Raw genomic sequence first — 20,773 nt, 5'->3', positions numbered from 1 at the left:
ACCCCGTGCGCCGCCGGCGCCTGATCGACCCTGCGCCGCAACCTCGCCAGGCCGATGCCCCGGACCGCACCGAGAGATAGCGAGGCCCGATGAGAACAGTCAACCTGACGCTGCCGCTCTATCCGTTCATGCCGGTCGGCAACGTGTGGGCCTGGGACTCCCCGTTCCAGCTCACGCCCGTGACGACTCACGAACGGCAGGGTGTCTCGACCCACCACATGAGCTTCCACAGCGAGGCGGGCACCCGTCTCATGCTCGGCGCCTGCTACGACGACGACGCACCCCGCATCCACGAACTCGACTACGGCACGCTGGTCGACCGCGAGACGGTCGTCATCGACATCCCGAAGCAGGCCGGCGAGGAGATCGAGGCCGACGACATCGAGCGCGCCGTCGTCGGCGATCCCGACTACCGCGACGGTGACGCCGTGCTGCTGCGCACCGGGTGGGGCGACGACGAGCGCTACCGCACTCTCGGTGACGACTACGCGACCACCACCCCGCACTTCTCGCTGGACGGCGCGAAGCGGCTGGCGGAGGTGATGACCGAACGCGGTAGCGACCTGATGCTGACCGACTGCGCGTACATCGGCAATCTCGGCGAGGGCTTCATGTTCCCGGAGTGGGCCTCCCGCAAGCCGTGGGACCGTCCGCCGTTCCCCTCCCCGCAGGCCCGCATCTACATGCGGCACTACACGCCGCAACGCGGGGCCGGCGGCGGTGCCCCGGACTGGGGGTCGTCGGTCGTCCTGCATCTCGCGATGTCCCCGGTCGCCGCGGTGGCCAACTGCGGCGCGCTGCGCAGCAAGCGGGTCCGGATCACCGTGCTGCCCCTGTTCCTCGCGGGAGCCGAAGGAGCCCCGTGCACCGTGCTGGCCGTGGACGGCGACGAGGCGGGAGAGGCCCGATGACCCTGCGCACCATCAACCTGACCCGCCCGATCACCACCGAGTCACCGGCCGGCAGCTTCTTCCCCTGGGAGGCGCCGTACCGGACCGAGGAGATCGCCACCCTGACCTACAACGGCGCGAACCTCTTCCACATCACCATGGGCAGTGGCTCCGCGACCCGGTTGCTGGGTCCGGCGCTCGGTTCGCCGACCGGAGCCACCGTCGACCAGCTGCCACCACAGCGGCTGCTCGGCCGGGCGGCGGTCGTGCTGTCCTGCCCGGTGGGGCCGGGCGGCGAGATCTCCGCTGACGCGATCCGTGCCGCTCTGGACGACGCCGACCTGCGGGCCGGTGACGCGGTGGTCCTGGCCACGGGGTGGGGGGACGATCCGGATCGCTTCGCCGACGCGGCGTACTACCTCGACGGGCCCTACCTCAGCGTCACGGCGGCCCAGTTGCTGGTCGAACGCCTCCGCGCCAACTCGTCGGACATGCTGCTCACCGACTGCCTGTACCTCGACCGGCCGGGTGGCGACCACGCCCGGACCGAGTGGACCGCACTACAGCCCTGGCTTCGCCCGGCGTACCCGTCGGACGCTGCCACGATCTATCTCCACCACTACCGGCCCGAGAAGGTGCGGCACGACTGGGCCGCCACCCTGGCTCTGACCGAGTCCATCTGGACCGTGGCCGGACTGGTCGGATGTGGCGCCCTCGCCGGGCGCCGGATCCGGCTCACCCTCGCCCCGCTCAACGTGCAGGGCGTCGGCGAGGTGCCCTGCACCGTGGTCGCCCAGATTTCCGGCGACGACGGTGCTCCCGAAGCACCGGTCTTCTCGTCAGGAGAACCGACATGAAACAATCATTTCGATCGATAACACGAACCCTCGCGATAGCCCTGACCGCGACGCTGGCCGTCACCGCCTGCGGCGGGGGCGGCGCCGGGAACCAGGGTCCGGAATACACCGGCGACACCTTCGACTGGAAGCGCTACGACGGCCAGTCGATCAAGGTCTACGTGGCCGACACCGGTCAGGTGGAGAGTCTGCGGGCCGGGCTGGCCGAGTTCACCGACCTCACCGGCATCACCGTCGAGATCGAGGGGTCCGACGTCACCAGCTACCGGCAGAACCTGCCGGTGCGGCTCACCTCGCGGGCCTCGGACTTCGACGTCATGGCGACCTTCCCCGAGGTCGACGGCCTGCAGTTCGCCAAGAACGGCTGGTACACCGACCTCGGCCCCTATCTCACCAACCCGGGGATGACCAACCCGGAGTACGACTTCGAGGACTTCGGGGCCGGTATCCGCAAGGCGATGACGGTCGAGGAGCAGACCGTCACCGTCCTCTGGGAGATGCAGACCGACCTGGTCTACTACCGCAAGGACCTGCTGGAGAAGGCGGGTCTGGAGGTGCCGACCACCTTCGCGGAGTGGGACGCCGCCGCTGCGGCCGTGCACGACCCCGGCAACCGGGTGTACGGCTTCGCGCTGCGCGGCATCCCGTACCAGACGACCACACCGTTCTCGTCATTCCTGTACGCGCACTGCGGTGAGTGGGTCGCCGACGGCAAGGCCGCGATCAACACGCCGGAGGCGCTCAAGGCATACGAGGCGTACGGACAGCTCGGCACGAAGTACGGGCCGCCCGGCATCGCCGGATTCGACTGGCCGGTGCCCTCCCAGCAGTTCGCGCAGGGCAACGTCTTCGCCTTCCTGGACGTGAACCTGTTCGTCAAGGACCTGGAGGATCCGACGAAGTCCCGGGTGGCCGGCAACGTCGGGTACACCACCGTCCCCCGTGCCGACTGCGACGCCGCGCCGTTCATCGGCGGTTGGGGCTACGGCATCAACCCCTTCTCCGAGAAGGGTGACGCCGCCTGGTACTTCATCCAGTGGGCCACCAGCAAGCAGATGAACCTCGACCTGAAACTCACCGGCTGGCCCAGCCCGCGTGCGTCGGCCTGGGGGTCGCCCGAGTTCAAGCAGGCCGACAAGACTCCCGAGTTCACCCAGGTGGTGCTGAGCAGCACCGAGACGGCACGGGCCCGGATGAACCCGCCGGTGACCCCGGGCGTCGAGGCCCGCGAGATCGCGGGACTGGTCGCCAACAAGGGCCTGGAAGGCCAGACCGGCGACGCCCTCAAGCGGACGGCCGACCAGCAGAACGACAAGCTGCAGGGCCTGCTCGACGCGATGCGCTAGTGATCGGTCGCGGCCGGAGGCCCAGCCTCCGGCCGCGGACCTCGCAAGGGAGGACCTGGTCCGATGGCTCCGCTCACCGAAAGCCCCCCACGGTCTGCGCGCAAGCCCCCGCAGCCCGTACCCCGCCGCACGTTGCTCGACGTCCTGGACCGCTACGACCGGTACATCCTGCCGGCCCCGGCACTGATCGTCGTCGTCGCGATGCTGGCGTTCCCGATCGGCTACACCGTCTATCTCAGTTTCCACGAGTGGTCCGGCGGGCTGCGACCACCGGAGTTCGTCGGCCTGGACAACCTGACCCGCTCACTGGGCGACAGCCAGTTCTGGGGCAGCATCTGGCGCACCGTCTACTTCGTCACCCTGTCGGTGGGGCTGCAGGTCGTCCTCGGCGTCGGCGCGGCCCTGCTGTTCCACCAGCGCTTCCCTGGTCGAGGGGTGGCCCGCACCCTGTTCATGTTCCCGATGATCGCGACGCCGGCCGCTGTCGCCCTGGTCTGGAAGATGATGTTCGACCCGACCATCGGCATCCTCAACTACCTCGTGCAGTCCGTCGGTGGACCGACCCTGCTCTGGATCAGTGACGCCAACCTCGTCATCCCGGCGCTGGCGATCGTGGACACCTGGATGTGGACACCGTTGGTGATGCTCATCGTGCTGGCCGGGCTGGCCGCACTTCCGCAGGAACCGTTCGAGGCGGCCAAGGTCGACGGTGCCGGGCCGGTGCGTACCTTCGTCAGCGTCACGTTGCCGCTGTTGAGCCCCGTCATCCTCGTCGCCGCGCTGTTCCGACTCATCGACGCCATCAAGACGTTCGACATCATCAAAGTCATCACGGACGGCGGTCCCGGCACCGCCTCGGAGACCCTCAACCTGTACGCCTTCAAGCAGGGCCTGTCGTACCTGCACTTCGGGTACGGGTCGATGCTGCTGGTCTGGCTGACCCTGCTGGTCTTCGTCGTGGCGATCGTCTTCACCCGCCTCCGGGCGCGGACCGACCAGGGGTGAACCGATGTCCGAGATCCTGACCGCCACCCGAGCCACCGCGCCACCGCCGACCCGACCGGTGGCCAGACCTCGCCGACGGCGTGGATCGATCCTCGGTCGGATCGCGCTCGCCGTCACCGTCACCGTCGCGCTCGCTCCGGCGCTGTTCGTGTTCTTCTGGATGCTGACGTCGTCGTTCAAGCAACAGGTCGACATCTACACGATCCCGCCGAAGTGGTTCGACTTCACGCCCACGCTGGACAACTACCAGGCGGCGCTGACCCGCACCCCGTTCGCGCGCTACATGACCAACAGCCTGGTCGTCGCCACCTGCTCCAGCCTGCTCGGGCTGCTCATCGGTGTGCCTGCGGCCTACAGCATCGCCCGCTACCGGCAGACCAAACTGTCGCTGTCACTGTTGACCGCCCGTCTGCTACCCGGGGTGGCCTATCTGGTGCCGTTCTTCGTCGCGTTCACCGCGTTGCGGATGGTCGGTACCTACCCGGCACTGATCCTGTCGCACGTCATCATCACGTTCCCGCTCACCGTCTTCATCATGGTGAACTTCTTCGCCGCCCTGCCCGACGAGGTCCACGACGCGGCGCAGGTCGACGGGTGCGGGAAGCTGGAGACGTTCTGGCGGATCGCCGTGCCGCTGACCCGACCCGGCATGCTCACCGCCGGCATCCTCGCGTTCATCTTCAGCTGGAACGACTTCAAGATGGCGCTGATCCTCTCCGACGGCGACAGCCGCACCCTGCCGGTGGCCGTCTTCAACTTCGTCCACGAGGCGTCCCTGGACTGGGGGCCGATGATGGCCTACGCCTCGATCATCATGCTGCCCGTCTTCGTCCTCACCCTCGCCGCGCAGCGGCACATCGTGACCGGAATGACGATGGGCAGCGTCAAGTAACCAGCACCTCGGGAGGCACCATGACCAGCACCGTACCCGCCGTCGTCAGTCGCGCCGCCGGCAACGGCCGTGTGATCGCCGCGAGCATCAAGCCCGGCGCCCAGTTGACCGACTCGATCGAGCAGGTGTGCCGTGACCACGGCGTACACACCGCCGTCATCCTCTCGGTGATCGGCACCATCCAGGAGGTCTACCTGCGCAACCCCCGAGACATCACCACGCTGCCGATCCACCGCGAGCACGAGTTCGCCGACGAGATCGACACCGTCGTGTTGCAACGCCCGATGGAGATCCTCTCCATCCAGGGCAACGTCACCACCCTCGACGGCAAGCTGTGGGCGCACTGCCACGCCCTGTTCTCCGAGGCGGGTGGCAACGTCCGTGGCGGACACGTCTTCCGGGCCACCGTCTGGAGCCAGGGTGAGGTCTTCCTCCAGGAGCTGACCGACATCCGCATCGACCGCGAGTACGACCGGGAGGTCACCGGTCTGCCGCAGATCCGCCTGCACGGGTGCGACGCGGGACCTGCCGATGGCCGGTGACCCCTGCCTGCTCGGCGTCGATATCGGCACGTCGAGCAGCAAGGGCGTCCTCACCGATCCGGCCGGGGCCGTACTGGCCGTCGCGACCCGCCCGCACCGGGTGTCGCGGCCCCGGCCGGGCCACGTGGAGCACGACGCCGAGGCGATCTGGTGGGCAGAGTTCGTCGCCATCGTGCGGGACCTGCTCGCGGCGGCTCCCGGGCCGGTCGCCGCCGTCGCGGTCAGCGGCATCGGTCCGTGCGTCCTGCCGGCCAGCGTGGAGGGACGGCCGCTGCGACCCGCGATCCTGTACGGCGTCGACACCCGGGCGACAGCGGAGATCGCCGAACTGACCGACGCCATCGGTGCCGACGAGATCGTCCGGCGCGGCGGCAACCGGTTGACCAGTCAGGCTGTTGGCCCGAAGCTGCGGTGGGTCCGACGGCACGAGCCAAAGGTCTGGGCGGACACCTGTCGGTTCTTCATGGCCAGCTCGTTCCTGGTGTTCCGGCTCACCGGCGAGTACGTCCTCGACCACCACTCGGCCAGCCAGAGCGACCCGCTCTATGACCTACACGGGCAGTCCTGGATCGACGACCTGGCCACGCAGATCGCCCCGGGACTGGAGTTGCCGAGACTGCTGTGGCCCACCGAGATCGCCGGCCGGGTCACGCGTGACGCCGCACGGCTCACCGGCCTGCCCGAGGGCGTCCCGGTCACCGCCGGCACGATCGACGCCTGGGCTGAGGCCGCCAGCGTGGGTGCCACCAGAGCCGGCGACCTGATGCTGATGTACGGCACCACCATGTTCCTCACCCGCACGGTGACCGCACCGGTCGTCCATCCGAGGTTGTGGGCGACCACCGGCCTCTTTCCCGGCAGCTTCTGCGTCGCGGGTGGCACCGCCACCTCGGGTGCGGTGGTCGAGTGGCTGCGCGATCTCGTCGGCGGGACCGACTACGAGCGGCTGGCCACCGAGGCCGCCGTGGTGCCCGCCGGCGCCGACGACCTGGTGGTGCTGCCGTACTTCGCGGGCGAGCGAACTCCGTTGTTCGACGAGAAGGCGCGTGGTGTCGTCGCCGGCCTGACCCTCGACCACGGGCGTGGACATCTCTATCGGGCGGTGCTGGAAGGAATCGGGTACGCGGTCCGGCACCACCTCGACGAGATGGCCGGTCTGCTGACGCCACCCGAGCGGGTCATCGCGGTGGGCGGGGGCGCCCGTCCGCTGTGGACCCGAATCATCTCGGACGTCACCGGTCAGCCGCAGCTGGTCCCCGAGCAGACGATCGGGGCCAGCTACGGCGACGCGTACCTTGCCGGCCTCGCGGTCGGGCTGGTCGACAGCGACGACGACTGGACACGGTGGGCTGCCCGGGTGGAACCGGATCCGTCGACGGCCGCCGCTTACCACCGTGGCTACACGGCATACCGTTCCCTGTATCCGGCGACCCGGGACATCGTCCATGGGATGACCGAACGGGCGGAGGCCGGCTGAGACCTCCAGGGCCACGATGCGGAGTGACCTCCGGGGCGAGGGTCACTCGCAGAAGACCTGCACCTTGGCCTCGGACTGGTCCACGTCGATGGTCATGTCGTCGAGCTGTTCGACGAGGTCCTCGATGTGCTGGGGCTTGAGCTGGGTCAGGTCGATGGGTACGCCCGACTTGGCCAGTTCGACGTTGACCTTGCTGAGTGCCTGCGGGGGGACCAGGCTGGTGAGGCGTACCCCGGCGCGCAGCAGTTGCAGCGGGACCCGGATGTTGACCCGGCCCGGACCGTCCTCGTCCTGCGTGGTCACCATCACGCGCAGGTACTTGGGGCGGGCCTTCGGGCGGGTCAGGGTCGTCGCCGTCGGGGATTCCGGCTGCTCACGCTCCAGGGCGCCGATGAGCTGTTCCGCCTCGTCTGCGGTGATCTTCCCGTCGGCCAGCATCTGCAGGATCTGGCGTCGCTGCTCGTTCATGTCGGTCCCTCTTCCTCGACTCATCTGACGCTTACCAGCAGGGTCTTGTCGCCCTGCGCGATCTCGATCCGGGTGCCGGGCAGTGCCCCCAGCACCTGTCCCACGCCCCGGAACGCGGCCACCGGGTTCACCCGGGTGACCAGGCAGGCGACCAGTGCGACCGGCACGGCGAGCAGCAGTAGTGGGCTGATCAGCAGAAGGACCGGCAGCACCGGCACGAACCGTCGCCGCCAGCGGCCGTCGGAGCGGCGGTGACGGATCGTCACCAGCTGCGGGATCACCGCGATCTCTCCAGCTCCGCCAGCGCCTGCGCGACGTCGATCTCCCCTCGCCGCAGTCGGTCGACGACGTCGGCGCCGGTGGGCGCCGGGTCGGTGTCGACGAAGTCGAGCTGCGCGGCGATCCGGTTCAGGCGGGACTTGATCGTCGGGTAGCTCACCCCGAAGATCCGCTCCATCTCCTTGATCGACCCGTGCGACCGCACGAAGGCGGCCACGAACACCTGGTCGTCGACACCGAGTTGCGCCAGTTGCGGCGGCTCGAACTGTCCTTCGACCGCGACGCCGCTGTCGGTCAGGCGGACCCGTTCGACCACGAACGGTTGCCCGCGGGTCAGATCCGTCAGTTCCTGCCAGTCCACCTGTGCCCCCTGTCGCCGTCAACCCGCGTGCGATTTATTTGTACCTTGATTTTCTTAATCGTGCAACGTCTAAAACTCAGGATAGTTAATGCGATCTTGATCCAACGACCTCGCCGACCCGAGTCGAACGACGCGCGAAGGCTGGAACGAATACCGTGATCGTTAAGGTCCGGGCGAGCGGGGTATAGAGGCACGACGATCGATGATTCGACGGCACCAGCAGAGACGCAGGGGGAAGCCCGTGAGTAACCGAATCAGCGTGAGCCGCGCCAGCCACGACACGGCGGCGGTGTTCGACCGCAGCGCCGCCACCTACGACCGCGTCGGTGTGGAGTTCTTCGGCCCGATGGGGCGGGAACTGGTACGCCGGGCCGGGGTCCGCCCGGGACAACAGGTCCTCGACGTCGGATGCGGACGAGGCGCCGTCCTGATGCCCGCCGCACAGGCGGTGGGGCCCGACGGCGATGTCGTCGGCATCGACCTGGCTCCGACCATGGTCGACCTGACCCGCGCCGACGTGGCCACCGCCGGCCTGCCGAACGTCCGGGTCGAGGTCGCCGACGCCGAGGACCCCCCGCTGCCGGAGGCCACCTTCGACACGGTGCTCGCCGGACTCGTCGTGTTCATGCTGCCGGCGCCGCTGCCCGCACTGCGCGCCTACCACCGGCTCCTGCGCCCCGGCGGGCGGCTCGGCGTCACCACCTTCGCCGCCTACGACCCGCGCTTCAGCGAGGCACTCGGGACGCTGGCCCGACACGTGCCGCCGGAGCGCCGCCAACCACCGGCCACCGGCCGGGAGGACGACTTCGCCACCCGCGAGTCGACCGGCGACCTGCTGCGGCGTGCCGGCTACCACCAGGTCACCGTCGAGGACGTACCGTTCGAGAGCCGGTTCCGCGACAGCGACCACTTCGTCGCCTGGGTCTGGTCACACGGATCCCGCGCGATCCTGGAGAGCATCCCGCCCGAGCGGCTGCCCGCTGCCCTCGCCGACGTGGCAGACGTGCTGTCCCCCGGCGGCGGAAGCCTCCGGCTGACCACCACCATCCGGTTCGCCCTCGGCACCCGCGCCGATTCCTGATCGGGGCAGAATTTCCGACAATGCCGGGAACTCCGGGCGGGGCGTGCCCGACCAGGTAACCGAGGTGCGTACGCACCGGTCGCCGCACCCCCTCCCGGAAGGTCGTCCAGACATGTTCTTCACACGTCGTCGGGTCGCACAGCTCGGTGCTCTCGGGCTCTTCACCGCCGCGACGGTGGCGCTGACCGGCTCACCGGCCGCCGCGCACGTCACCATCAGCCCGTCGGTGACGACCGCCGGCTCGTACGCGGTGCTGACGCTGGGTGTGCCGCACGGCTGCGACGGTTCGGCGACGACCAAGGTGTCCATCCAGATTCCCGAGCAGATCGTCACGGTCACGCCGACGGTGAATCCGAACTGGACGGTGGAGAAGGTGATGGCGGACCTGAACCCGCCGGTCAAGGACAGCCACGGCAACGAGGTCACCCAGCGGGTCGCCGAGGTGGTCTACACCGCCAGGACGCCGCTGCCGGACGACCTGCGGGACACCTTCGAGCTGTCGGTGAAGCTGCCTGACGCCGCCGGTGAGACGCTGGCGTTCCCCTCGGTGCAGACCTGCGAGCAGGGCGAGACGCCCTGGGTGCAGCTGCCCGCCGAGGGCCAGAACGCCGACGAGCTGGAGTACCCGGCACCGAAGTTCGTGCTGACCGCGCAGGCCGACGGCGACGCCGACGACGCCTCGGTGCAGCCGGTCGCGCAGACGAGCACGGAGTCCAGCGACGGTGGCACCGGCGCGGTCGGGTGGATCGCCCTGGTCCTCGGCGCGCTGGGTCTGCTGGCCGGCGGGCTGGCGCTGGTGCGTACCCGCAGGACGGCCTGACGGGCGGAGACGCAGGTGACGTCCCCGAGCGGCCTGACGGCACGGCGGGCGGCAGCCGGCAGGCGGGCGCGGTGGGCGTGGTCCGCCGTGCTCGCCGTCCTGCTCGGCCTGCTGGCGGCCGTCGTGCCGGCGACCCCGGCCGCCGCCCACGCCGTCCTGCTGGGCACCGACCCGGCCGACGGTGCCGTGCTGGCGACCACGCCGGGCCAGATCACGTTGACCTTCAACGAACCGGTCGCGGTCCGCCCGGGTGGCGTGCGGCTGCTCGACGCGGCCGGCGAGGAGCTGTCCGGCGACAGCCGGTCGGTGGACACCACGGTGGTCCTGACCGTGCCGCCGGAGCTGCCCGGCGGCACCTACATCGTCACGTTCCGGGTGATCTCCGCCGACAGCCATCCCGTATCGGGTGGGTTCAGCTTCGCGGTGGGCGCGCCGAGCAGTTCCGCCGTGGCGGTGCCGGAGAGCAGTCCGGGACGCGGGCTGGACGTGCTGCGTCAGGTCTTCGAGGCGCTCGCCTACCTCGGCCTGTTGGTCGGTGCGGGCGTACTCGTCTTCCTGCTGGTCCTGCTGCGCGCCGACGCGCCGGTGCTGCGGCGGCGGCTGCGGCGGCTGGCCGCCTGGTCGGTGGGGCTGACCCTGCTGGCGCGGCTGGTCCTGGTGCCGGCCGTCCCCGCCTGGCAGGACGGCCGGAACCTGGACGGACTGGTCGACCCCGACCTCTGGACCGCCGGGCTCGGTGCGGAGGAGTCCCTCAGCTCCCTGTTGGTGCTGCTGGGTCTGGCTGCCGCCTGGTGGGCGACCGCTGCCGCCGGGCCGCTGCCCACCACCGCTGCCGCCGGGCCGCTGCCCACCACCGCAGCGGCCGAGGGCACACCGACGGCTGAGGGCTCACCGACAGCCGCAGGCACACCGACGGCCGACGCCACCGGTGGCCGGCGGGCGGCGCTGACGGCCGTGGCGTTCGCCGGTGTCGTCCTCGCCTGGGGGGCGGTCGCCCTGGTCGGGCACACCCGCACCTATGGTCCGGCCTGGTTGGTCGTCCCGGCCGACGTGCTGCACGTGGTCACCGCCGGTGTGTGGCTGGGCGGGCTGGTGGCCCTGGCCTGGACGCTGGCCCGGTCGGCCGACCTGCCGCCGGGAGCGGCGGCGCGTACGGTGTCCGCGTTCTCGCGCACCGCCGCCGTCCTCGTCGGCCTGCTCGGCGTCGCCGGGGTGCTGCTCGGGTGGCGCATCCTGGGGTCCTGGGAGGCGCTGTGGGGCACGGCCTACGGTCTGGCCCTGCTGACGAAGGTCGGGCTGACCGTCGTGGTGCTGGCGGTGGCCGCACACAACCGTTTCCGGCTGGTGCCCCGGGTGGTGGCCACCGACCGTGACGAGGGACCTCCGGCGGCGTGGCGGCTGCTGCGCCGCTCGGTCCGGTGGGAGGCGGCGCTGCTGGTCGGTGTGGTCGCCGCGACCGGGTTCCTGGTCACGCAGAGCCCGGTCACCGACACCGGCACGCGTCCGCCGGCCGACGCCGGGGACCGTCCGATCGTGGCGGAGGCGCCGCTGGGGTCGGGTCGGGCCGTCGTCCGGCTGACCCCCGGGGTGGTAGGAGTGAACTCGATGGAACTGAATATCCTCGATGCGGCGGGCCAGCCGATCGCACCGGTCGACGACCCGAGGTTGACGGTCCAGTTGCCCGCGATGGACGTCGGTCCGCTGGAGCGGACGCTCTCGCCGACCGGGCCGGGCCGGTACGAGGCGGTCGTCGACCTGCCGCTCGCCGGTTCCTGGGTGGTTCAGGTCAGCGTGCGGACCTCCAAGTACGAGAGTCCGGTCGCCCGCGTCACGGTGGACGTCGGATGAGGTCGCGACGGTGGATCCGGGCGGCTGCCGTGGCGACCGGTGTCGTCGCGTACCTGGCGTGGGGGGCGGCGCCCGCAGCGGCGCACGTCGAGGTCGCGGAGGCGAAGCCGAACGGCGACGGCACCACGACCCTGACGTTCGCCTTCGACCACAGTTGTGACGACTCCCCCACCACCGAGCTGGTCGTCGCGCTGCCCGAGGGGGTGACCGCGACCGGCACGGTGGAACCGGAGGGGTGGTCCGCCGCGCTCTCCGGGAATCGAGTCACCTTCACCGGGCCGGGGCGGGAGACCGCCGAGGTGGGCGTGACCACGCGGATCGTGGCCCAGGCGGGCGACACGTTGCACTTCCCGGTGCTGCAACGGTGTGCCGACGGCAACTCGCTCGACTGGATCGACCGCACCGCCGACAGCGACTACCCGGCGCCACGGTTGATCACGACCAACGCCGTGCTCGAGACCCCGCCGGAGGCGACCGTCGCGCCGCCGGCCGCCGCTGGCGGCGGGACACCGTCGGAGGGCGGGGGCGCGACGCTGGGCCAGGCGTTGACCGTGGTGGTCGTGTTCGTCGTGCTCGCCGCCGGGGCGGGTCTCCTGGTCGCCCGTCGTCCCGCGTAGGGCGTCGGCGGGTTCTGCGTGCCCGTACGGTCTTTCGAAACGGGAGGGGCCCCGGTCGATCGTCGACGATCGGCCGGGGCCCCTGCGGTGCGACGTGGATCAGGCCAGGTCGAACCGGTCGAGTTCCATCACCTTGGTCCAGGCCGCGACGAAGTCGGCCACGAACTTGCCGTGGGCGTCGTCGCTGGCGTAGACCTCGGCGAGCGCCCGGAGCTGCGAGTTGGAGCCGAAGACGAGGTCGACCGCGGTGGCGGTCCACTTCACCTCGTCGGTGGCCAGGTCGCGGATCTCGTACACGTTCTCCTCGGACTCCGACGCCTTCCACCGGGTGCCCGGGGAGAGCAGGTTGGCGAAGAAGTCGTTGGTGAGCACGCCGGGCCGGTCGGTGAGGACGCCGTGGCGGCTGTCGCCGACGTTGTTCCCGAGGGAGCGCAGGCCACCGATCAGGGCGGTCATCTCGGGCGCGGTCAGGTTGAGCATGTAGGCCCGGTCGACGAGCAGGACCTCCGGCTGGGTCTTCTCACCCGGACGCAGGTAGTTGCGGAACCCGTCGGCACGCGGCTCCAGGACCCGGAACGACTCGACGTCGGTCTGCTCCTGGCTGGCGTCGGTGCGACCCGGGTGGAACGGGACGGTGATCTCGACCCCGGCGTCACGCGCCGCCTTCTCGACGGCGGCCGAGCCGGCCAGCACGATCAGGTCCGCCAGGGAGATCTTCGCGCCACCGGCGGAGTTGAACTCCCGCTGGATGTCCTCCAGGGTCTTCAGCACCGCGGCGAGCTGCTCCGGCTGGTTGACCTCCCAGCTGCGCTGCGGCTCGAGACGGATCCGGGCACCGTTGGCGCCGCCCCGCTTGTCGGTGTAGCGGAAGCTGGCGGCCGAGGCCCACGCGGTGGAGACGAGCTGGGCGGTGCTCAGCCCGGACTCCAGGACCTTGGCCTTGAGTGCGGCGACGTCGGCGTCACCGACCAGCTCGTGGTCGACGGCCGGGACCGGGTCCTGCCAGAGCTGGGCCTCGGGGACCCACGGGCCGAGGAAGCGGCTGACCGGACCCATGTCGCGGTGCAGCAGCTTGTACCACGCCTTGGCGAAGGCGAGCGCGAACTCGTCGGGGTTCTCCAGGAACCGGCGGGAGATCCGCTCGTACGCCGGGTCCACGCGCAGCGACAGGTCCGTCGTCAGCATGGTGGGCTTGTGCTTCTTCGACGGGTCGTGGGCGTCCGGGATGATCGCCTCGGCGTCCTTGGCGACCCACTGCTTGGCACCACCCGGGCTGGTGGTCAGCTCCCACTCGTAGCCGAAGAGGATCTCGAAGAAGCGGTTGCTCCACTCGGTCGGCCGGTCGGTCCAGGTGACCTCGAGGCCGCTGGTGATCGTGTCGGCGCCCTTGCCGCTGCCGTGCGTGCTCAGCCAGCCCAGGCCCTGCGACTCCAGCGGGGCGCCCTCGGGCTCGGGGCCGACGTGGTCGTCGGCGACGCCGGCACCGTGGGTCTTGCCGAACGTGTGGCCACCGGCGATGAGCGCGACGGTCTCCTCGTCGTTCATCGCCATCCGGGCGAAGGTCTCCCGGATGAAGTGCGCCGCCGCCAGCGGGTCCGCGTTGCCCCGGGGGCCCTCGGGGTTGACGTAGATGAGGCCCATCTCGGTCGCGCCGACGCCCTGGGACATCTCCTGCTCGGAGACGTAGCGCTCGTCACCGAGCCAGGTGTCCTCCGGCCCCCAGAAGATCTCCTCGGGCTCCCACACGTCGGGGCGGCCGAAGGCGAAGCCGAAGGTCTTGAAGCCCATCGACTCCAGCGCCACGTTGCCGGCGAGCACGAGCAGGTCGGCCCAGGAGATCTGCTGGCCGTACTTCTGCTTGACCGGCCACAGCAGGCGGCGGGCCTTGTCCAGGTTGGCGTTGTCCGGCCAGCTGTTGAGCGGAGCGAACCGCTGCCCGCCGTCACCCGCGCCGCCACGGCCGTCCTCGATGCGGTACGTGCCGGCGGCGTGCCAGCTCATCCGGATCATCAGACCGCCGTAGTGGCCGAAGTCGGCCGGCCACCAGTCCTGCGAGGTGGTGAGGACCTGGGTGATGTCCCGCTTGAGCGCCTCGACGTCGAGCTTGGCGAACGCCTGCGCGTAGCTGAAGTCGGCGCCGAGCGGGTTGCCCTTCGACGAGTGGGCGTGCAGCACCGAGAGGTCGAGCTGGTTGGGCCACCAGTCCCGGTTGGTGTGCGGGCGACCGCCGGTCTTCGGGGTGGGCGAGTCGATCGCCGGGTTCTCGCTCTCGCTGCCGTGCGCGGTCACCGAGTCGTGCGCGACCGGGCAGCCGGACTCGGCCTTCTTGTCCACGCCCTGGGCACTCGACGGACCGTCGTGCTGTGGGTTACTCAATGTGCTTCCTTCCGACCTGGCGGATCACTGGTGGTGCGTGTCACTGGTGGTGCGTGCGGTCGCAGTCGGGGCAGGTGCCCCAGTAGACGACCTCCGCCTCGTCGACCACGAAGCCGTGGTCGTCGGAGGCGGTGAGACAGGGTGCGTCGCCGACGGCGCAGTCCACGTCGGCGATCGCGCCGCAGGAGCGGCAGACGACATGGTGGTGGTTGTCCCCGACCCGGGACTCGTATCGGGCGACGGCTCCGGCGGGCTGGATGCGCCGCACCAGACCGGCGTCGGTCAGCGCCCGCAGCACGTCGTAGATGGCCTGGTGGGACACGGTGGGGTGGTCGGCCCGGACCAGCCGGGTCACCGCATCGGTGTCGACGTGCGGGTGGTCCCGCAGCGCCGCGAGCACCGCCAGTCGGGGCCGGGTCACGCGCAACGAGACCGCGCGGAGCTGGGCCTCGAAGTCGGACGTCATGCCGGCCAACCTACTCCACTCTTTTGGAATCAATCAAGTTTGCTGACGCTCCGCACGCCCGTGTCACGGTCTGTTCGCGTCGGCCCTCGCGTGGGCGACGGGCGACGCCGGTGAGCACCGTCACAGAGGCAACGGACGGCGCACGGTGCCGGACACGGCGCCCTGCTCCGGGCGTGGCCGGAGCCACCATGGTGCGGGTTTCGCCGCCGACGCACCGGAAATCAGAACAGATTGGTCGAGCCGCCGGTTCCGCCAGGCCGGGAGCGCGCCTGAGGATGACGTGCAGACGCCCGAGGGCGTGGCTCACACCGGGACGGAGAGCGCAGATGAACCGAGACAGGACCGCCGACGGCACGGGCACCGGTGACCGGCGGCACCGGGTGGTGATCGTCGGATCCGGCTTCGGCGGCCTCTTCGCGGCCAAGGCGCTCCGCCGCGCACCGGTGGACGTGACGATGGTCGCGCGGACCACCCACCATCTGTTCCAGCCGCTGCTCTACCAGGTGGCGACCGGCATCCTCTCCCCCGGCGAGGTGGCGCCCGCCACCCGCGAGATCCTGCGTCGGCAGCGCAACGCCGAGGTCCTGCTCGGCGAGGTCACCGACATCGACCTGGAGACCCGGACGGTCACCGCGAACGCGCCGCTGACCACGTTCCGCGTCGAGTACGACAGCCTGATCGTCGCCGCCGGGGCGACGCAGTCGTACTTCGGCCACGACGAGTTCGCCGAGCACGCGCCCGGCATGAAGAGCATCGACGACGCGCTCGAACTGCGCGGACGGATCTTCGGGGCGTTCGAGCTGGCCGAGCTGGAGACCGACCCGGCGACCATCGCCCGGTGGATGACGTTCGTGGTGGTCGGCGCCGGACCCACCGGCGTGGAGATGGCCGGGCAGATCGCCGAGCTGGCGCACCGGACCCTGCCGGGCGAGTTCCGCCGCATCGACCCCCGCAAGGCCAGGATCATCCTGCTGGACGCCGGTGACTCGGTCCTCGGCACGTTCGGGGACCGGCTCTCCGGCAAAGCGTTGCAGCAGTTGCACCGCCTCGGTGTCGACGTGGAGCTGGGCGCCACGGTGGTGGGCGTGGACGACGACGGCATCGAGGTGGCCGACCGGGACGGCCGGCGACGGCGCATCGAGTGCCGGACGAAGATCTGGGCGGCCGGGGTGTCGGGGTCACCGCTGGGCGCGCACCTGGCCTCCCGGGCCGGCGCCGAGACCGACCGGGCCGGTCGGGTCAAGGTCGAGCCGGACCTGACCCTGCCCGGGCGTCCCGAGGTGTTCGTCGTCGGCGACCTGATGTCGCTGGACCGGCTGCCGGGTGTGGCGCAGGTGGCCATCCAGGGCGGGCGGTACGCGGCCCGGCAGATCCTGCGCCGGCTGCGGGGCGAGCCGGCGGATCAGCCCTTCCGGTACCGCGACAAGGGCAGCATGGCGACCATCTCGCGCTTCTCGGCGGTGGCCACCGTCGGTCGGCTGCGGTTGGCCGGACTGACCGGGTGGCTGCTCTGGCTCGCCGTGCACCTGTTGTACCTGGTCGGCTTCAAGAACCGGGTCACCGCCGTACTGCACTGGTTCGTCAGCTTCATCGGTCGGGGCCGCTCCGAGCGGACCGTGACGTTGCAGCAGGTGCTGGCGCGTACCGCGTTGCGGGAGGCCACCGAGTCCGCCACGCCCGCGGTGACCGCGGCCGCCACCGGGTCGGACGGGTCGACGGGTACCGACGTACCCGGGCAACGGGCGGCCGTGCCGGGACCGGAGGCCGCGCGGCACGGCGCGCCGGAGCAGCCGACCGGCTGACTCCGGCACCGACGCGGATGGTCAGATCGGGAAGTGCCCCCGACGCCAGTGCCAGTGGCTACCCGCGCGCAGGTGGTCGACGACCGCGCGGTGCAGCACGGTGCGGCGCGGCAGGTCGTCCAGGGGCGTGCTCAGGCTGCGGAACACGAACCGCCGCACCTCGACATCTGCGTCCAGTCCCTCCGGCTCCTCGTAGGGCTCCAGCGTGAACCGGCGCTGGAACTGGACGATGTGGGAGTCCTCCGGCAGGTACTCCCGCAGTTGCGGGTCGAGCAGCCACGAGCCGCAGGAGAACGCCGTGTACTCCTCGTCGGGGAAGTGGCGCGGGAAGAAGACGCGGGCCCGGTCGAGCGAGTCGTCGACCGCCTGCGGGCTCAGCGGCCCCGACTCGGGGACGTGCAGGCCGATGGTGTCGCCGCGTTGGTGCTGCAACCGGCCCAGCTCGTAGACGCTGCCGCGCGCGTGCAGGGTCAACCAGCTCTGCATGACCGGCCAGCCCTCGCGGTGCATCCGCCGGTCGATCGCGAGGTTGCGGCCCAGGTCCGCCAGGGTCGTCCAGGACACCGCGTCGGGGACGCCGTGGTCGCGGTGGAAGGCGCGCACCACGTCGAGCAGGGCCAGGTACGCGTACACGTACAGGTGCCGCCAGGCCGGTCCGCGATCGCGGGGCACCTCCGGGCCGGGCGGCAGCCACTCGTGGCCGCCGAGGTCGGCGCGGACCAGGGCGATCGAGCGGTCGAGCAGCCACCGCAGCTCCGGGGTCCACAGCGCCGAGTCGGGATCGGGCCAGCCGGCCAGGATCTCGGCGGCGTCGTCCGGGCGTACGGCGAGCCGGTCCAGGATCTCGGGCGCGTCGGCCTTCGCGGGCAACGGGGCCGACGGCCGGTCACCGGCGAGCCGATCGACACGCGTGACGTCCTCGACGGGTACGCCGAGCCGGGCGGCGATGTCCTCCAGGTCCACATCGACGAACCTACTCAGCGAGGTGACCGCCGCAAGCCCCGGCGACGCGCCTGCCCCGACCGCCACGGGCACCGGGGCGGCCCGCAGTCCGGCCGGCTGGACGAAGACGGCGCGACGCTCGACCGCCTCACCCCGGGCGTCCGAGATGACCCGCGAGGAGATACAGCGAGGCGTGGCCGTACGCCTTGGTCGACAAGCTCTCCTGACACGTCTCACGCCACGCGCTCCACAGTTCGACGTACTGTGCTCGACGAGTCCACCGAAGCGCAGTCCCGCAAGCTCATCGCATCGATCGCGGAGGAACAGACATGACGGCACTGAGGTGGAAGAAGAGCACGCGCAGCAACGGGGGCGGCAACTGCGTCGAGGTTGCCACCCCGTCCCAGATCGTCATGGTCCGCGACAGCAAGGATCGGCAGGGGTCGCCGCTGTCCTTCACCGCCGACCAGTGGACCGGCTTCGTCCGGGGCATCAAGGCCGGCCGTTTCGACGCCTGAGCATACGAGTGTGGTGACAATCGGTCACCACACTCGCCCACTACCACCTTCCACAGCGCTGCCCGGCACCAAGCCGAGTGATCGACCCGGCACCGCGTGCCTCAGGACAGCGGAACGACGTAGGAGTCGACGCGGGCGATGAACCCGTCGTGGAACGTGAACAGATCGTTGAAGGCGAAGCGGAACGGCCCGTGATCGACGCTGGTGCCACGTCCCTCGCCGGTGGCGACGACGACCGGGCCGTCCTCGTAGACACGCTGCACGTCGAGTTCGGGGCTGCCGGTGAAACCCGGGTTCTCGATCTCGCCGTCGAACGCCGTCTTGCCGTGGGTGGTGCGGTGGCCGTGGATGACCCATTCGACGTCGTCGCTGAGGGTCGCGAGGATTCGCCGGTGGTCGCTCGTCCGGAATCCCTCGAAGTACTCCGCGACGAGGTGGCGTTGGGTCTGCTGGGTCATCGGGTGCTCCGTCCTGGCATGACATCGGAATGGTGCAAGTGAGTGGCTAGTGCGTCGAGAATCGAGGCCAGCCCGTCGGCTGCCTGGGCCGTCCGCAGTTCGGGCGGCAGTCGGCGCTGGTGAACCGTGAGATCCGCGCCGCCGTCGGCAGGGTGAACGGTGACGGTGGTCCGCAGGCCCGTGGTGGACTCGTCGAACACGAGCCGGTGCGGTGCGTCGACGCTCACATAGACGAACCGGAGCCGCCGGGTCGCGCCGTTCGGCCCACGGGTGTCGAGCGCGAACTCTCCACCGGGACGCAGGTCGACGGTCACCGACTCGGGCGGCACGGTGGCGTGCGTACCGCCCCAGAACGCCGCGATGCCGGACGGCGAGGTGAAGGCGACCCAGACCCGCTCCGGTGCCGCCGGGAGACGCCGCCGTGCGATCAGTTCGTCGCCGTGCAGTTCCGCGCGGGCGGTCATCGTGGCGCTCCGTCGTCGGCGAGGTGCTGCGCCAGGACGTCGAGCCGGTCGTCCCAGATGCGGCGCTGATCGTCGATCCACGTGCTGAGCTGCGACAGGTGGTCGACCCGGAGCCGACACGGACGCTTGGTGCCCTCGCGCCGCTGCTCCACGAGACCGCACCGCCGCAGGACACCGACGTGGTGCGAGATCGCCTGCGGGGTCATGGCGAACGGCGCGGCGAGTTCACCCACCGTGGCATCACCCTGTGCGAGGCGAGCCACCAGGGCACGGCGGACGGGATCACCGAGTGCGGCGAAGGCCGAGTCGAGGTCAGGCCCGGGTGCGACGAGCGAGGCTGGCATGACACCAACCCTAATACAAGCCACTGTTTGCACAAGCACTTGCTTGCCAATACGCCGTCGACGGGCAGGCGTCACTCTGGCGGAGAAGGCCGGGTGTCAGTGCCCGGCGTCGTCGGTGCGCGGTCGGGCACCGGCGACGAAGACGTCGAGCGTCGGTCCGTGCAGCACGTCGCCGGGTACCGGGTCACGGCGTGCCCGCTGCGTCAGGCGCGCCACCGGCAGCCGACCCGGGCTCCTGGCCGCCGCGAGCACCAGGTTGCCGTACCGCCGGCCGCGCAGCATCCGCCGGTCGGCGACGACGCAGACGTCGGCGAAGACCGCGCGCAGGGTGGCCGCCTGCACCCGGGCGAGGACCAGCGGCGGCAGGTCGGTGACGTTGACCAGGTAGACGCCGGCCGGCCGCAGCACCCGGGCGACCTCGACGGCGAACGCCACGGTGGCCACGTGCGGCGGCATCCGGGCCGCCCGGTAGATGTCCGCGAACACCAGGTCGTACGCGTCGGCGGGGGCTTCGGCGACGGCCTCGCGCGCGTCGTCCACCCGGATCTCGACCCCGGGCTGCCGCAGCGGCAGGTCCCGGGTCACCAGGTCGACCACGGCAGGGTCCCGCTCGACGACCACCTGTGCCGAGCCGGGCCGGGTCGCACCGACGTAGCGCGGCAGGGTCAGCGCGCCGCCGCCCAGGTGCAGCACGTCGAGCGGATCACCGGCCGGCGCGGCGAGATCGGCCACGGCGGCCATCCGACGCACGTACTCGAAGTGCAGGTAGGTGGGGTCGGCGAGATCCACGTACGACTGCTCGACGCCACCGGCCAGAAGCGTGCGCCCGGTGGGCCGGGTCGGGTCGACGACCAGCTCCAGCCGGTCGTCGGTGGCCTCCATGAGCAGGCAGGCTAGTCGACCCGCCGGGGCCGGGGCCG

General features: G+C 70.8%; 23 protein-coding genes. 13 read left to right on the top strand and 10 right to left on the bottom strand.

The genetic code is table 11. The annotated features are described in order from the left end of the window. Positions 1-89 precede the first annotated feature (89 nt). From ABZ738_RS19995 to ABZ738_RS19965, 7 genes are all read left to right on the top strand, one after another. Entirely contained in the window at positions 90-911 is an 822-nt protein-coding gene (locus tag ABZ738_RS19995) for a cyclase family protein (RefSeq protein ID WP_131053024.1), read from the top strand. Then, positions 908-1,747 carry a cyclase family protein gene (locus tag ABZ738_RS19990; protein WP_131053023.1) on the top strand — a complete coding sequence of 280 codons (840 nt, stop codon included), beginning with the start codon at positions 908-910 and terminating at the stop codon, positions 1,745-1,747. Before ABZ738_RS19995 ends, ABZ738_RS19990 begins: the two co-directional genes overlap by 4 nt. Continuing rightward, positions 1,744-3,093 (top strand): sugar ABC transporter substrate-binding protein, encoded by a 1,350-nt coding sequence (locus ABZ738_RS19985; RefSeq protein WP_161594951.1) that lies wholly within the window; start codon positions 1,744-1,746, stop codon positions 3,091-3,093. Before ABZ738_RS19990 ends, ABZ738_RS19985 begins: the two co-directional genes overlap by 4 nt. 63 nt (positions 3,094-3,156) lie before the next feature. After that, the gene (locus ABZ738_RS19980) at positions 3,157-4,098 is read left to right on the top strand and encodes a sugar ABC transporter permease (RefSeq protein ID WP_176093694.1); all 942 of its coding nucleotides are present in this window, start codon (positions 3,157-3,159) and stop codon (positions 4,096-4,098) included. 4 nt (positions 4,099-4,102) lie between these two features. After that, a complete protein-coding gene (locus ABZ738_RS19975; RefSeq protein ID WP_131053020.1) occupies positions 4,103-4,990 on the top strand; it encodes a carbohydrate ABC transporter permease in 888 nt (295 codons plus the stop codon). Between the two features lie 20 nt (positions 4,991-5,010). Continuing rightward, the gene (locus ABZ738_RS19970; protein WP_131053019.1) at positions 5,011-5,532 is read left to right on the top strand and encodes a PPC domain-containing DNA-binding protein; all 522 of its coding nucleotides are present in this window, start codon (positions 5,011-5,013) and stop codon (positions 5,530-5,532) included. Beyond that, positions 5,522-7,009 (top strand): FGGY-family carbohydrate kinase, encoded by a 1,488-nt coding sequence (locus ABZ738_RS19965; RefSeq protein WP_357215142.1) that lies wholly within the window; start codon positions 5,522-5,524, stop codon positions 7,007-7,009. The genes ABZ738_RS19970 and ABZ738_RS19965 overlap by 11 nt, the downstream gene beginning before the upstream one ends. A gap of 42 nt (positions 7,010-7,051) precedes the next feature. Here ABZ738_RS19965 and ABZ738_RS19960 read toward each other — a convergent pair whose 3' ends face one another. From ABZ738_RS19960 to ABZ738_RS19950, 3 genes are read right to left on the bottom strand one after another with little or no spacing between them, the layout of a single operon-like run. Further along, positions 7,052-7,477 (bottom strand): hypothetical protein, encoded by a 426-nt coding sequence (locus tag ABZ738_RS19960; RefSeq protein ID WP_131053017.1) that lies wholly within the window; start codon positions 7,475-7,477, stop codon positions 7,052-7,054. A gap of 20 nt (positions 7,478-7,497) precedes the next feature. After that, positions 7,498-7,758, bottom strand: coding sequence for a hypothetical protein (locus ABZ738_RS19955; RefSeq protein WP_357215137.1), 261 nt, complete (start codon positions 7,756-7,758; stop codon positions 7,498-7,500). Then, positions 7,755-8,117, bottom strand: coding sequence for a DUF2089 domain-containing protein (locus ABZ738_RS19950; RefSeq protein WP_357215134.1), 363 nt, complete (start codon positions 8,115-8,117; stop codon positions 7,755-7,757). Before ABZ738_RS19950 ends, ABZ738_RS19955 begins: the two co-directional genes overlap by 4 nt. Before the next feature lie 241 nt (positions 8,118-8,358). Between ABZ738_RS19950 and ABZ738_RS19945 the strand changes: the two genes are divergently transcribed. From ABZ738_RS19945 to ABZ738_RS19930, 4 genes are all read left to right on the top strand, one after another. After that, entirely contained in the window at positions 8,359-9,198 is an 840-nt protein-coding gene (locus tag ABZ738_RS19945) for a methyltransferase domain-containing protein (RefSeq protein WP_357215131.1), read from the top strand. Positions 9,199-9,310: 112 nt separating this feature from the next. Further along, positions 9,311-10,018, top strand: coding sequence for a YcnI family protein (locus ABZ738_RS19940; protein ID WP_131053014.1), 708 nt, complete (start codon positions 9,311-9,313; stop codon positions 10,016-10,018). Positions 10,019-10,033: 15 nt separating this feature from the next. Further along, a complete protein-coding gene (locus ABZ738_RS19935) occupies positions 10,034-11,866 on the top strand; it encodes a FixH family protein (protein ID WP_357215127.1) in 1,833 nt (610 codons plus the stop codon). Beyond that, the gene (locus tag ABZ738_RS19930) at positions 11,863-12,483 is read left to right on the top strand and encodes a DUF1775 domain-containing protein (RefSeq protein WP_357215124.1); all 621 of its coding nucleotides are present in this window, start codon (positions 11,863-11,865) and stop codon (positions 12,481-12,483) included. The genes ABZ738_RS19935 and ABZ738_RS19930 overlap by 4 nt, the downstream gene beginning before the upstream one ends. Positions 12,484-12,582: 99 nt before the next feature. Here the strand turns inward: ABZ738_RS19930 and katG are convergent, their stop codons facing one another. Together katG and ABZ738_RS19920 are read right to left on the bottom strand one after the other, a co-directional pair. After that, positions 12,583-14,859 (bottom strand): catalase/peroxidase HPI, encoded by a 2,277-nt coding sequence (gene katG / locus ABZ738_RS19925; RefSeq protein ID WP_357215121.1) that lies wholly within the window; start codon positions 14,857-14,859, stop codon positions 12,583-12,585. Positions 14,860-14,899: 40 nt separating this feature from the next. Further along, positions 14,900-15,325 (bottom strand): Fur family transcriptional regulator, encoded by a 426-nt coding sequence (locus tag ABZ738_RS19920; protein ID WP_131052297.1) that lies wholly within the window; start codon positions 15,323-15,325, stop codon positions 14,900-14,902. A gap of 326 nt (positions 15,326-15,651) precedes the next feature. Between ABZ738_RS19920 and ABZ738_RS19915 the strand changes: the two genes are divergently transcribed. Beyond that, positions 15,652-17,127 (top strand): NAD(P)/FAD-dependent oxidoreductase, encoded by a 1,476-nt coding sequence (locus ABZ738_RS19915; protein ID WP_357215117.1) that lies wholly within the window; start codon positions 15,652-15,654, stop codon positions 17,125-17,127. Between the two features lie 21 nt (positions 17,128-17,148). Here ABZ738_RS19915 and ABZ738_RS19910 read toward each other — a convergent pair whose 3' ends face one another. Beyond that, positions 17,149-18,090 carry an acyltransferase domain-containing protein gene (locus tag ABZ738_RS19910; protein WP_357215114.1) on the bottom strand — a complete coding sequence of 314 codons (942 nt, stop codon included), beginning with the start codon at positions 18,088-18,090 and terminating at the stop codon, positions 17,149-17,151. Between the two features lie 308 nt (positions 18,091-18,398). On the opposite strand from ABZ738_RS19910, the gene ABZ738_RS19905 reads away from it, so the two are divergent. Next, a complete protein-coding gene (locus tag ABZ738_RS19905; RefSeq protein WP_131052300.1) occupies positions 18,399-18,587 on the top strand; it encodes a DUF397 domain-containing protein in 189 nt (62 codons plus the stop codon). 101 nt (positions 18,588-18,688) lie between these two features. On the opposite strand, the gene ABZ738_RS19900 is transcribed toward ABZ738_RS19905, so the two are convergent. The 4 genes from ABZ738_RS19900 to ABZ738_RS19885 form a co-directional block, all read right to left on the bottom strand. Further along, positions 18,689-19,045: a nuclear transport factor 2 family protein gene (locus ABZ738_RS19900; protein ID WP_131052301.1), complete on the bottom strand. Its 357-nt coding sequence runs from the start codon at positions 19,043-19,045 to the stop codon at positions 18,689-18,691. Then, positions 19,042-19,509: an SRPBCC domain-containing protein gene (locus ABZ738_RS19895; RefSeq protein ID WP_131052302.1), complete on the bottom strand. Its 468-nt coding sequence runs from the start codon at positions 19,507-19,509 to the stop codon at positions 19,042-19,044. Before ABZ738_RS19895 ends, ABZ738_RS19900 begins: the two co-directional genes overlap by 4 nt. Continuing rightward, entirely contained in the window at positions 19,506-19,853 is a 348-nt protein-coding gene (locus ABZ738_RS19890) for a metalloregulator ArsR/SmtB family transcription factor (protein WP_131052303.1), read from the bottom strand. The genes ABZ738_RS19895 and ABZ738_RS19890 overlap by 4 nt, the downstream gene beginning before the upstream one ends. Positions 19,854-19,949: 96 nt before the next feature. Beyond that, on the bottom strand, positions 19,950-20,735 hold the full coding sequence (locus ABZ738_RS19885) for a fused MFS/spermidine synthase (RefSeq protein ID WP_357215108.1): 786 nt from the start codon (positions 20,733-20,735) through the stop codon (positions 19,950-19,952). Between the last annotated feature and the right edge of the window lie 38 nt (positions 20,736-20,773).

The organism is Micromonospora sp. NPDC047793 (genome assembly GCF_040642635.1).
Taxonomy (GTDB): domain Bacteria; phylum Actinomycetota; class Actinomycetes; order Mycobacteriales; family Micromonosporaceae; genus Micromonospora.
Note: the sequence above shows the minus strand (reverse complement) of the source record. Positions and strands in the feature narration are given on the sequence as shown.